Here is a 12382-nt window from a genome sequence, read left to right as displayed (position 1 = left end):
TCTCCGACTCAAGAAGCTTGTTGCTGAATAACGATATCAAGCATTTCCATCATAAATTTCTGTTTCGTGCGCGGCAGCTGTCCGATCAGTTCGACTTGCCGCTGTAGTCGCGGTGTTGGGCCGCGCTTGCCTTTAGTGGTCTTGCTGGGTTCGCCGACGATGTCTTCAATGGAGACGGCGAGCAGCTTGGCCAGCTGCGGCAGTAGGATGAAAACCACTCTTAGTTTGCCACCCTCGTAATGCGCAATGGTTTTCTGTGACAGACCCAGGGCATAGGCCAGTGAATCACCCCGGATTTCTCGGAGGCTAACTTTCTTGAGAGAATTAGCCAATGAGCAAACGACCTGGATACTCTCCCGAAGTACGGGAACGCGCAGTTCGCATGGTATTGACCGGCGAGCACGAGCACCAATCACGCTGGGCAGCGATCACATCTATCGCTTCCAAGATCGGCTGCACACCCGAGACCCTACGATCATGGGTCAACAAGATGGAAGTCGACAATGGTACCAGGCCCGGCACCACCAGCAATGACGCAGCCCGCCTCAAAGAGCTGGAGCGCGAAGTCCGCGAGCTGAAACGCGCTAACGAGATCTTGCGCAAGGCTGCCGCTTTTTCGCCCAGGCGGAGCTCGACCGCAAACCGAAGTAATGGTGGCATTCATTGACCAGGAGCGTGAGGCGTACGGTGTCGAGTCAATCTGTGAGATTCTGCCGATTGCACCGTCGACCTTTTACCGCTGCAAGCATCTACAGGCCAATCCAGAGCAACGCTGTGCGCGCGCTCAACGTGACGATGAGCTGAAGCCTGAGATCCAGCGGATCTACGAAGAAAACCACCGCGTCTATGGTGCACACAAGGTCTGGAAGCAGCTTAACCGTGAAGACGTAAAGGTCGCCCGCTGCACAGTTGAACGGCTGATGAAGGTACTGCAATTGGAAGGTGTTCGAAGAGGCAAACGTTGCGTTACGACTATCCCGGATGAGCTGGCCGATAAGCCGCTGGATCTGGTGAATCGCGAGTTTACGGCAGAGCGCCCCAACCAGCTTTGGGTGGCCGACATAACCTATGTCACAACTTGGTCTGGTTTTGTTTATGTCGCATTCGTTGTCGACGTATTCTCTCGCTACATCGTTGGCTGGCGCGTATTAAAGAGCCTTCAAACCGACATTGTGCTTGATGCTCTGGAGCAGGCACTCTGGGCACGAGGTAAGCCCCGTGGCGTTACCCATCACAGTGATCGAGGTAGTCAGTATCTGTCGATTCGATATACCGAGCGGCTTAGTGAGGCGGGTTTCCATATGTCAGTCGGCAGTGTCGGCGACTCCTACGACAACGCACTGGCAGAAACCATCAACGGTTTATTCAAGGCGGAGGTCATCCACAGGGCAGGTCCCTGGAAAGGGCTGGATGAGGTTGAACATGCAACCTTGACCTGGGTCGACTGGTTTAACCATCGCCGCATTCTTGGGCCAATTGGCGATATGCCTCCAGCTGAATACGAAAACCTGTATTATCAACAAGCCGAGTCTGCCCAAGCGGCATGACTCAAATCAAATTGCCTCCGACAAACTCGGGGTGATTCAGTGTTATTCTCTGTGCCTTCCTGAAGGTGGCGATACGCTTACCCATCGCTTCATAGAACGCCTTATCGTGCGGTGCCATGGAGGGCTCCCAGTGTATGGCTGATCGCATAAGGGAGGAGTAACTTGGAGTTTGCAGAAGGGAGCAACGCGTGAGGACTTGGCATGAGCACCCGCAACATCGTCGACGCCTTCAAAGAGATTTACGGTGCCGACGTCTCTGCTGGTCTGATCTTTCCCCTGCATTAGTACCATCCACAGGATGAGATTCCGATAAATTACGCCATCTTTTGAGCAAACTCAACTGGCGGTATATAGTCGAGTGAGCTGTGCGGCCTGATGGTGTTGTAGAGTTCTCGCCACTGATCGATTTCCCAGCGAGCTTCATCTAGTGTTCTGAACCAATGGCGATTCAAACACTCACTCTGCTTCCAGCCAATGGGCTTCACCACATTTTTGAGAGCACGTCCTTCATTGCTTCGACTTCGAGCAGCTTGTCAGCCAGAAGCCGCTTAAGTTTGTTGTTCTTAGCTTCTAGCTCCCGCAGCAGCTTGGCCTCATTGACCTCCAGGCCTACGTACTTGCTTCGCCAGTTGTAGAAAGTACCCGTGGATATGCCGAGATTACGGCAGATATCATCAACCTTGGCGCCCGCTTCGTGCTCTTTGATGATTTGTTCTTCTGTATAGTGCTTTTTCATTGTGAGATCTCCATCCCGTTAGGTTAATTGAAAATCTCATCGAGGTCATGGTGTTAATTTAGGGGGAAAGGTCAATGCCGATCAATGATCATAAACAGGAAGTAGATACAAATTGATACAGGTTGACAATCAGTGGTACGCCTTTTTAGCATTAACTCTTCTATTCTTTCCCTGTTAACATAATGAAAAGTTTGGGAAACACTATGGCAAACTCTCATTGGATACGCGCTATATCACTTTTGTGCGCCAGTTTAATCAGTTACTCATCTGCAGCCAGTATTCTTAATGCTCATCAAGAGCAATTGATTGAAGCAGCGAATTCAAGTCAAACTCACGCCCCGACCACACCTGAGGGGGGCAGTGGTTCAGGGCCTCAGAGCGATGACTTTCAAGGGGGATACTTAAAAGTAGGCTTTGGCTACAAAATCGAGGAAGGTTTCTATGACGACGAAGTAAAAAAGCCTGCATTATTCGTTAGTGGGCGATATCAAGTCAAGTGGGGCTTTTTTGTTGAAGCTTCTTCTGACGCAAATAGACTAGATCAAGGTTTAAATATTGGATTTAATTTCTACAATACCGAACAGTGGCAGTTTGACTTAACCTCGGTGCGTGCTCATGGGCGTAACAAATATAGCTACGGACAATCGGGGTTTCATCAAGAAGAAAAAATAAAAAGCTCAGAAATGCTGGGGTTGAGGGCTACGGGGCTGTTTGAAAATCAATTATTGCAACTTGTGGTTGCGCCATATTCGTTTAATGATGAGTATAATGATGGTGTATATGCGTCCTTATTTGCCTCTAATGCATGGCAGATAAAAAACTGGGAAGTTTACGTCTCTGCCGGACTCGTTTATCGTTCAGAAGAAATTCTGGATTATTATTACTCTACTACAGAGTTGCAAAGTCAATTGGATTTCCCCGATTACCAGGCAGGGGCCGGCATTGATTTTGTTGGGCAGATTGGTGCAAGCTACCCTATCAGTGAAAATATATTGTTTGAAACTTATTATCGCTACACCAATATATCAAGCAGTATCACGGATAGCCCCATTGTGAAACTAATTATTGCATCACCAGAAAGAAAAGAAGATATCACTGAATTTGGCTTACTTGTTAGCTATGTATTTTAGTAGGGGGACTCATGAAACTTCTTATTAAAAACATCGCATTGCTGGTGCATTTTGCACTATTTCATAGCCTTGTTATTATTGGGCTGGTAATTTCTTTGAGTGCTAGTTCGTTTGCGCAAGCTGTGAATACTACCAAGCCGTCGGCAACATTAAAACTGTCGCCCAAGCAGTGTATTGCGCTTCATTATGGTCAAAAGTGTTATGTAGATATTGATGTGCAGTGGTCAGCAAATAAAAAAGGGGCGTACTGTCTTTTTTCCAGTCAACAAGACTTACACTTGGCGTGCTGGTCAGAAGCAAGGCAAGGTCACTATGCAAAAGAAATTGTTTCAAATACTAATGTGATCTTCTATCTAACAGAAAAAGATGACAAACAGCGGGTAAGACTGGTAGCTGCTGAATTGGAAATGGCATGGGTATATAAGAAAAATGTCCGCTCAAGATTATCTTGGCGAATGTTTTAATAATTAACAGAGCAATAATTTATTCATAAAAGAGATAAGCGCATCAGTGACTAACGCTTCCTTACAAAGCTCAGGGCATATTCTTCTGATTGAAGACGATATTGATTTAGCCCAATGGATGCAGGATTACCTTGTTGCCAAGGGCTATCAAGTAGATGTCACAGGCTGTGGTCAGCAAGCGGTCAAACTTATACAAGCGCTTAATCCCGATGTGGTTATTCTCGATGGCATGTTGCCTAATCTGGACGGCGTGGATGTCTGTAAAGCGGTACGGCCAGAATTTAAAAATGCGATTATTATGGTGACTGCGCGAGATGAAGAAATAGACGAGGTTTTAGGGCTTGAAATGGGTGCCGATGATTATTTGACAAAGCCTGTGCGGGCACGTGCCTTACTCACGCGTATTCGTAAGTATATTGCTCGCCAACAAGAATTAAACCATTATTTAATGCCAAATAATAATGAAAGCCAGCTTGTCTTTAATCAACTTTGTATTGATAAGAAAGCCATGAAAGTTTCTTTGCAAGGCAAAGTGCTAAAAATTTCCTCCAATGAATTTGATCTGTTGTGGTTATTGGCAAGTAAAGCGGGGCAACTCGTTTCTAGAAACGAGTTGGTGAGTGAGCTGCGAGGATTTGAATATGATGGCTTTGATCGTTCAATAGATCTTAAAGTATCGCGACTGCGTAAAAAATTGGGTGATTGCCCAAGTGAGCCTCACCGTATTGTGACGGTTTGGGGTAAAGGCTATCTCTTTGCCAAAGATGCCTGGTAGCGAAAGAAGCATATGCGCACTTTATTGTACTCATTGCTGTTATTCGTCTTTCTGGCTAGCGCTGGTCTGGGTTGGCTGTTTGATTATTTATATGCGCAAAATCATTCCCTGATAAGAGATGTTGATAAGGCCAAGATGATAGAAGATTTTGGTTATCAATGGTCAAACTCATTGGCTAACTTTCCTTCGCGAGCGCAATATATTGAACATTGGCAAACCGCCATTAACGAAAATTTATCAGTGCAGAGTGAAGCAGAACATTTGCCCTTTGAATTAAGCCTATTATTAAGGACTGATTTGCCTATGCCTAACCCGCTCGCACTTCAAATGGAGCAAGGTGAGCCCTTGCTGCTAGAGACAAAAAAGCATTTAACCTGGTATTTCCCTCTAAAGCAATCGCAAGAAGTGTTATTGATAAAAGCACCAAAATCCTATTTTTTGCCTGCAATATCAACCCGAGAATACGGATTTACCATCGGTTTTTATATTGCGTTACTGCTCTTGTTTTTACTCTGGGTGTTTCCTTTAATACAACAATTGTTATCGTTGAGGCACGCAGCAAAACGTTTTGGCCAGGGGGATCTGCAGCAACGAATTCCGCCCAGAAAGTTTTCTTATCTTAAGGAAATCGAGGCGGAATTTAACCAGATGGCATATCGGATTGAAAGTTTGGTGGATGATGTGAAGTTACTGAGCAGTGCAGTATCACATGATTTACGAACGCCTCTGGCACGTATTCGTTTTGGTATTGATACACTTGCCGAGGAAAGTGATCCGATGCTTAGGCAAAAGTATCAAGAAAAGATCAGCGATCATATTGACGATATGACAACCCTGGTTGAAACCCTGTTAACTTATGCCCGCTTAGACCAAATCATGGTGTCCTTGCATAGTAATACTGTTGATTTAGTGCTATTGATTACCCAGTGTATAAAGGCGAATAATCCATTTGAAGAAAACATCTCATTTGCGTATGAGCCCCGGAATTTAACGATTCAGGCTGATGCCTTTTATATTAAAATGATTATAAATAATCTCCTTCAAAATGCACTGACTTATGGAGGTGGGCAAGTACTCATCGAATGCATGAATGAAGACAATTATTGCAAGATATATGTTCATGATAACGGCAAGGGCATTGATGTTTCACTGCGAGAAAAAATAGTAAAACCTTTTGTCCGTGGTGATCAGTATAAAACTAAAACTGGTGGCCATGGTATTGGTTTAGCACTGGTCAAACGTGTATTGGATTGGCATCAAGGGAAACTGGTTATTGAAAATTCAACCAAGTTAGGCGGTGCTTGCTTTATTGTTGCATTACTTAGAAATTAACCGCACTTTTAAGTCGGCTATTCAATATTGGATTGTTGCACGTTTTTATTGGTTATGTGAAGTGGTTTTCCACTATTTGTTTTCGTGAGCTATAGTATTGATGTATACAAAGATCAATTTCAAAAACAGTCACTGAACCTGACCTGACCTGACCTGACCTGACAGAGTACCGTTTGCAAAACCGGTTACTTTCAGCTCAATTCTGAGCTACTATACTTAATATTCTAATGCGGATTAGCCCCTAATCCGCATTCTTTATTAGCCATTATTCATTAAATCGAATAGCCAATTACCGCCAGCGATAACTAATAAAAAAACAACCAAGGCTGCCAGCTAAAAACATCATTGCCGGTATAATAAACCATTGCAGTATTGTATTAACGCCAACATAAGGATCTGCGTACAGTTTATAAAGGCGTTTGCCTCCATCGACCTCTTCGAGATAAGTCCTGCCGCGATTAATAGATGAAATATTATCCAGCTGATCAACTCGACTTGTCATTTCCTGCTTCAGTTTGTCAAAATCACGACGCTCATCTTTAGAGCCGCTGGTGCTCATGTTAAGAATTGAGAAGGCATCCAAGCTCTCTCCAGCCAGCAAAACACCTTGACTGCGATAGTGATACTGGCGTTCAGTGCCACTTAATGTACTGGCACCCATTAACGCACCGCCGAACATAAGGAACACCAATCCAGTGATTAGCCATCGCCGAAATGCTAACTTGTGAGATTGATGCTTTGCCAACACCACTTTACGCACTTCACTCACTTCTTTTAACTTTTCCAGTTCATTGGAATCTATCGTCTCGCTCATTTGCTGCGCATCAATGTGATAAACACTGCTTAACTTTGAAAATATATCTTCCGATGGAAAACACTTGCCAGTCTCAAGTTTTGACAAATATGATTGCTCAATTTCAATTTTTTCAGCGGCTTCAGGCTGAGTCCAGCCCGTTTTTTCTCTTAGGCTTCGAAGGTATACACCAAATTTCATTATAAATTTCCTTGATATAATTTAATCTTTAATCTCATCGACTTGACCTCCAATATTCTTCGCAAGTCTTAACAGGAATACTATTAGAATAACCCACGAATACTTAGGAATATTGCTTGAAGTTGTCCAAGCACTGTTGTGAAAAACAAAATTATCTATTTTAGGCGCTCTTCAATACCAAGACTGACTCGGTAAACTTTATCACAATGCTTGGAAGGCACACTGCCCAATAACCCTCGCCATTCGTAAGCACGCTCGCAATATCTCTTGGTATTGCAATGGTATGTAGCTGAGCCAAACGGGATTGTTAATGCTTAATAACGCACTCTATTCTGACTTCGTTATGGAACGAGTTGCCATAGGTTGTAACCTAATGTGGCTTTTTCTCGCTTAATGACAATGTTCTTGTGGTCGGGCATTGCCCTAACCGCTTTTGTATCCACCGGACTATACAATTTTTATGTTCTACCTACTCTAATACGCTCTTTTTGCACACTATTGTAACAATGGCCTTACCACTGCAGGCGTTTTGGATTACTTTATATTCACGCCATTTAAGCATTATTGTAAACAGCGGGAATATACATGAAAATTGATGAGCTTACCATTGCGCCAAGCGTGCGCAACGCTATTGCGCGCTGCCACCAAGAATCTGCAAAAGACAGCAGGAAGTGAAACTATGTGTAATGTGCATCACCGCCCGGTTACTGCCGGTATCGCAATCATCACCAATGAAAAGGGCGCTTTAACCCGTATGCGCTCCACCATGCAAGCGGGGATAAAAAGCGAAATGGCCTAACTAACTGGCTTGCCCTTGCATCAACACACCCATTGATCGAGGGGCCCGATAATCCATGGGGCACCTAACCCGATCCGCGTATGGCATCCACAGCGGGGTCCAGGCTTTAGGGGAAAGCGCTTGCGACAATGGTAGGGCGTTTGCCCTGTCTCTATACCCCACAGACCGCCACGGCAATACAACCGCTTGCTGGCAGAAAGCATGGATGAAGTCTTTTCAGAAGTACCCATTCGCCAATGGGTGCTGAGTTTTCCTTCCCAGCTGCGATTTCTACTGGCTCGCTAATTGGACCTGATGGGCGGGCACGTCCATGAATAATGCAGAGTGTTGGCGATTTACTAGGGTCTGTTCACACTAAATCCTGTATAATCCCCTCATGGAAATTACAGCGCAACAATACAAAATTATCGAAGATTTTCTGCCCCTTCAGCGCGGTAACGTGAAAATATCCAACTTACAAGTGCTGAACGCCATTCTTTACATAGCCGAGCATGGTTGCAAATGGCGAGGTCTGCCCAAGAAATTCGGCCGTTGGCACAGCGTCTACATGCGGGCGAATCGTTGGGCCAAGCAAGGTGTACTGGATAGGGTCTTTCTGGCCCTCCAGGAAAATAATGTGATCAATATCCAGGTCGATCATATCTCTCTTGATTCTACGGCTGTTAAAGTTCATCCAGATGGCACTGGCGCGTTAAAAAAAACGGTCCTCAATCTATCGGCAAATCACGAGCAGGATGGATCACCAAGATTCATATGGTTGCAGCCGACCACAACCGCGCCGTAGTATTTTCTCTGTCACCGGGGCAGGCTGGAGACGCTCCGGAGGGCCGAAAGCTGCTGAAAAGCCTTGATAACCGCGGTTGGGATGGTGCCAAAGTGATCATGGACAAGGCCTACGAGGGTAATGAAACCCGGCAGTTGGTATTCGATCTGGGCATGGAACCTGTCGTGCCACCGAAGAGTAACCGAATGAGCACCTGGAAATACGACGTGGAGGCGTACAAAAAACGAAATGAAGTGGAGAGGCTGTTTCGACGCCTGAAGGGCTTCAGAAGAATTTTCTCTCGTTTTGACAAACTGGATGTCGTTTTCACATTTTTTATTCACTTTGCGCTTATTGTCGATACTTTAATTAGTGTGAACAGGCCCTAGTAGAGCAGGAAGGAAGAATACCCCTCTCACAGGATCGTATGAGACATGGATGCCGATTACGAACGTACAAGGATGTATTCACAGCGTGTCTTGGGAGAGGGGTATTCTTTCCATCCGGCCCGGTAGTATGACGGACCCTCCCTATCGGGAGAATCCGTTTCTCAACCATTTTCACTGTCCAGCGCCCGCTCCTTTTGAATACGCAGATACACTTCTTCCCGGTGCACGGGCAGGGATTTGGGAGCCGCGATGCCCACCCTGACCTGATTGCCGGAAATACCCAATACGGTGACGGAAACATTTTTTCCAATTCTGAGGTTCTCGCCTGGCCGGCGTTTTACAACCAACATAAGTCTTTCCTTCCGGATCGCAAATCCTGGAGTGATTTTTCGTGATGGGAATAGCTGGAAAATAACGACGGGAGGCAAAGCAGGGTGGGGCACGGGAACGGTAGGCGGTAAAGCAAAACAGGCGCGTGCAACGCTTCCAGAGCCTGGGCAACCACCCCTGGCGTCTGGTAATGTCCCACTTTATTGAAGACGAGCGGGCTTCTAGCGTATTATCCATAGAGCCATTTTGATAGTTCATGTATCAATTTGGTTAGCTGGCCCCTGGTGTTCGAGCACCTTGGGTCAGCGCCTTTTACTTACGCTTAGGTCACGTACCGTTCTCCTGTTGCAGGGAGGGCTTTAGAGACTATGCCCGGGCTGGAAACTGCCTGGGCTTTTTGGGCCCCTTGCGCTATTGGCTCGCAAAAACTGGCCCAAATATCAAAAAATGCCTTTGGTTTCTACGCCGTTTTGACATGAAAGAAAACTAAATGCAATCCAATAAGATTATTTTGATGCCTATATTTCTAACCGCCCGTGCCTAGAAAAATGGCAATTTCCGCCTGAAACCTACAAGTAGCATTGACTCTTGTCAGCGCCTGTCCCGGTGTTGCCATGGCACAGCAGCGGGCGGGCTGTTGATGTGCGGTTGCCACTGCCATGCTTTTTTCGCTTCCCTGGAAGCATCCAGCACCCTGGCAGGGGGGCGTTAAACGCCGGTTTACAGGCGGCGTCGGAACAGGGGCAGCGGCTGGTCCACACCGGCCTGGTAGCTGTCGCTGAAGTCGTGTAGGGAGTCGTGCAGGCTGGCGAGGGGCTCGTCACCCTCGAAAGCGTAGGCGTTAAAACCGCAGCGCCGCAGATAGGTAAGCTGGTCGCGCATAAAACCGCCCACGGCGCGCAACTCGCCCTTGAAGCCGAAGCGCTCGCGTAACAAACGGCCTGTGGTGAAGCCGCGGCCATCGGCGAAGGCGGGAAAGTGCACGGCGATCAGCGGGCATTGGGCCGCCGCAGCGCCAATCGATTCCGCGCCCTCGTCGCTGTCGAGCCATACGCCGATTTCGTCACTGCGCGCGGTGAGCGCCCGGCGCTGGGCCTGCCACTGGCGCAGGGGCAAAATCACCTTTCCTGCAGCCGGAATATCGGGGCTTTCCCCCGCCGCTGTTTGCGCCAGCAAGCGCCACTGGTTGGGGAGGATCTCGCCGTCGATAATCAGCTCGCTGGGGTTGCCCGGCTGCGGGCCCGGTTTAGCCGGCTTTGGCATAGACGCTCTCCTTGAAGGGCTGCAGGCCAATGCGCTTGTAGGTGTCGAGAAACGACTCGGCGGTGCGGCGCTGTTGCACATAGAGGTCGAGGATCTTGCCGATCACCTCCGGGACTTCCGCGCGGGAGAAACTGGGCCCCAGCACCCTGGCCAGGCTGGCATCATTGGCGGCGCTGCCGCCGAGCTGGATCTGGTAGAACTCCTGGCCTTTCTTATCCACGCCGAGAATGCCGATATGCCCCACATGGTGGTGGCCACAGGCGTTCATACAGCCGGAGATATTCAGGTTCAGATCGCCCAGGTCGTAGAGGTAATCCATGTCGTCAAAGCGGCGCTGGATCGCCTCCGCCACCGGGATGGATTTGGCATTGGCCAGGGAGCAGTAGTCACCACCGGGGCAGCAGATCATATCGGTGAGGGTGCCGATATTCGGGGTGGCGAAACCGTGTTGGCGCGCCTGCTGCCATAGTGCGTAGAGCCTGCCCTGCTCAACATCGGCGAGCACCACATTCTGATCGTGGGTGACCCGCGCCTCGCCAAAACTGAACGCGTCGGCGAGATCGGCAATGGCATCCAGTTGGCGGTCGGTCACATCGCCGGGGGGGACGCCGGTGGGTTTGGTGGATAACTTGATGGCGCGGTAACCCGCTACCCGGTGGCAATAGGTGTTGCGCTCCAGCCAGCGCGCGAAGGCTCTGTCACCCTCTGCCTGCTGTTGCAGGGCGGCTTCGCTGGCGCTGCCGTCGAAGGTTTTGTAGGCGGGGGCGGTGAAGAAGGATCTGGCCCACTGCAGCGCCTGCGGGGTCAGTTTTTCTGCGCCGTCTTTACCCTGCTGCCACTCCTCTTCCACCCGGCGGCCAAACTCCTCGGGACCCAGGGCTTTCACCAGGATTTTGATGCGCGCCTTGTACTTGTTGTCGCGGCGGCCGAGGCGATTGTAAACGCGGACAATGGCTTCCAGGTAGGGGAGCAGGTCCGCTTCCGGCAGGAAGTCGCGGATGGTTTCGGCAATCACCGGCGTGCGTCCCTGGCCGCCGCCAACGAGTATCTGGAATCCCAGGTCGCTGTCGCGCTTGGTGATCTGCACGCCGATATCGTGTACCCGGATGGCGGCGCGGTCCTGTTGGGAACCGCTCACCGCGATCTTGAATTTGCGCGGCAGGAAGGCGAATTCCGGGTGGAAGCTGGACCACTGGCGGATCAATTCGCAGTAGGGGCGGGGATCGGCAATCTCGTCGGGGGCGATGCCCGCGAAGGGGTCCGAGGTGGTGTTGCGGATACAGTTGCCGCTGGTCTGCACTGCGTGCATTTCCACCTCGGCCAGTTCGGCGAGGATATCGGGCACATCTTCCAGGTGCGGCCAGTTGAACTGCAGGTTCTGGCGCGTGGTGAAGTGCGCGTAGCCCTTATCGTAGTCGCGGCTTATGCGGGCCAGGCGGCGCAGCTGGGTGCTGTTGAGGAGGCCGTAGGGCACGGCGATGCGGAGCATGGGGGCCAGCCGCTGGATATAGAGGCCATTTTGCAGTCGCAGCACCAGGAACTGCTCCTCACTCAGCTCGCCTGCGAGGTAGCGTTGCGTCTGGCCGCGGAACTGGGCCACGCGGTCATTGAGTATGGCGCGGTCCCGATCATCGTATCGATACATTACAGCTTGATTCCATTGCCTGTGTGCGCTGGTGGCGGAGAAAGGGGCGAGCCCCGGGCGGTCCTCCGATGGCGCATAACATACCAGCGCGCTTATGCAAAAAATAACAATATTTTTCGCTATGTCTGTAACCAACGGTTATAAGGTAGGTGGTGGGTCCAGCAGGTCCGCCTTGCGCCCCCCGCGGGGATTTGGTCTACTTGACTGGCCGTTGC

12 protein-coding genes, 1 pseudogene and 1 other annotated feature are annotated in these 12382 nt (G+C 49.1%); of the genes and pseudogenes, 6 read left to right on the top strand and 7 right to left on the bottom strand.

Going from position 1 to position 12382, the window contains the following annotated elements:
* Positions 1 to 8: 8 nt before the first annotated feature.
* On the bottom strand, positions 9 to 332 hold the full coding sequence (locus tag M8T91_RS11645; RefSeq protein ID WP_301414332.1) for a helix-turn-helix transcriptional regulator: 324 nt from the start codon (positions 330 to 332) through the stop codon (positions 9 to 11).
* Between M8T91_RS11645 and M8T91_RS11640 the strand changes: the two genes are divergently transcribed.
* A protein-coding gene (locus tag M8T91_RS11640; protein ID WP_301414331.1) for an IS3 family transposase occupies positions 332 to 1547 on the top strand; the annotation gives its coding sequence in 2 pieces (ribosomal slippage) (positions 332 to 621 and positions 620 to 1547; 1218 coding nt in all). The two genes, M8T91_RS11645 and M8T91_RS11640, sit on opposite strands and share 1 nt — an antisense overlap.
* Positions 610 to 725: a sequence feature (AL1L pseudoknot), on the top strand. Its footprint overlaps the gene before it by 116 nt.
* 314 nt (positions 1548 to 1861) lie before the next feature.
* Here the strand turns inward: M8T91_RS11640 and M8T91_RS18940 are convergent.
* Both M8T91_RS18940 and M8T91_RS11635 read right to left on the bottom strand, forming a co-directional pair.
* Positions 1862 to 2032 (bottom strand): integrase core domain-containing protein, encoded by a 171-nt coding sequence (locus tag M8T91_RS18940; RefSeq protein ID WP_367317769.1) that lies wholly within the window; start codon positions 2030 to 2032, stop codon positions 1862 to 1864.
* A gap of 5 nt (positions 2033 to 2037) precedes the next feature.
* Positions 2038 to 2283, bottom strand: a pseudogene (locus tag M8T91_RS11635) (transposase); the annotation flags it as partial.
* A gap of 203 nt (positions 2284 to 2486) precedes the next feature.
* Here M8T91_RS11635 and M8T91_RS11630 point away from each other — a divergent pair.
* The 4 genes from M8T91_RS11630 to M8T91_RS11615 are packed head-to-tail and all read left to right on the top strand — an operon-like array spanning position 2487 to position 5984.
* Positions 2487 to 3413 carry a MipA/OmpV family protein gene (locus M8T91_RS11630; RefSeq protein WP_301414329.1) on the top strand — a complete coding sequence of 309 codons (927 nt, stop codon included), beginning with the start codon at positions 2487 to 2489 and terminating at the stop codon, positions 3411 to 3413.
* Positions 3414 to 3424: 11 nt separating this feature from the next.
* A complete protein-coding gene (locus tag M8T91_RS11625; RefSeq protein ID WP_301414328.1) occupies positions 3425 to 3877 on the top strand; it encodes a DUF3019 domain-containing protein in 453 nt (150 codons plus the stop codon).
* A gap of 46 nt (positions 3878 to 3923) precedes the next feature.
* Positions 3924 to 4652 (top strand): response regulator, encoded by a 729-nt coding sequence (locus M8T91_RS11620; protein ID WP_301414327.1) that lies wholly within the window; start codon positions 3924 to 3926, stop codon positions 4650 to 4652.
* A gap of 12 nt (positions 4653 to 4664) precedes the next feature.
* Positions 4665 to 5984: a sensor histidine kinase gene (locus M8T91_RS11615; protein WP_301414326.1), complete on the top strand. Its 1320-nt coding sequence runs from the start codon at positions 4665 to 4667 to the stop codon at positions 5982 to 5984.
* Positions 5985 to 6273: 289 nt separating this feature from the next.
* Here M8T91_RS11615 and M8T91_RS11610 read toward each other — a convergent pair whose 3' ends face one another.
* A complete protein-coding gene (locus tag M8T91_RS11610; RefSeq protein WP_301414325.1) occupies positions 6274 to 6978 on the bottom strand; it encodes a helix-turn-helix domain-containing protein in 705 nt (234 codons plus the stop codon).
* Positions 6979 to 8153: 1175 nt separating this feature from the next.
* Here M8T91_RS11610 and M8T91_RS11605 point away from each other — a divergent pair.
* Positions 8154 to 8929, top strand: a protein-coding gene (locus M8T91_RS11605) for an IS5 family transposase (protein WP_301413852.1) whose coding sequence is annotated in 2 segments (ribosomal slippage) — positions 8154 to 8469 and positions 8469 to 8929 — 777 coding nt in all. Because the reading frame shifts where the segments join, the coding sequence is not laid out codon by codon here.
* A 161-nt stretch (positions 8930 to 9090) separates the two neighbouring features.
* Here M8T91_RS11605 and csrA read toward each other — a convergent pair.
* The 3 genes from csrA to M8T91_RS11590 form a co-directional block, all read right to left on the bottom strand.
* The gene (gene csrA, locus M8T91_RS11600; protein WP_301414324.1) at positions 9091 to 9279 is read right to left on the bottom strand and encodes a carbon storage regulator CsrA; all 189 of its coding nucleotides are present in this window, start codon (positions 9277 to 9279) and stop codon (positions 9091 to 9093) included.
* Positions 9280 to 9979: 700 nt separating this feature from the next.
* A complete protein-coding gene (locus M8T91_RS11595; RefSeq protein ID WP_301414323.1) occupies positions 9980 to 10522 on the bottom strand; it encodes a DUF934 domain-containing protein in 543 nt (180 codons plus the stop codon).
* The gene (locus M8T91_RS11590) at positions 10506 to 12167 is read right to left on the bottom strand and encodes a nitrite/sulfite reductase (RefSeq protein ID WP_301414321.1); all 1662 of its coding nucleotides are present in this window, start codon (positions 12165 to 12167) and stop codon (positions 10506 to 10508) included. Before M8T91_RS11590 ends, M8T91_RS11595 begins: the two co-directional genes overlap by 17 nt.
* Positions 12168 to 12382 lie beyond the last annotated feature (215 nt).

Source organism: Microbulbifer sp. MI-G (assembly GCF_030440425.1).
Classification (GTDB): Bacteria; Pseudomonadota; Gammaproteobacteria; order Pseudomonadales; family Cellvibrionaceae; genus Microbulbifer; species Microbulbifer spongiae.
The sequence above is the reverse complement of the archived record's forward strand: the minus strand, read 5'-3'. Positions and strand labels throughout refer to the sequence as shown.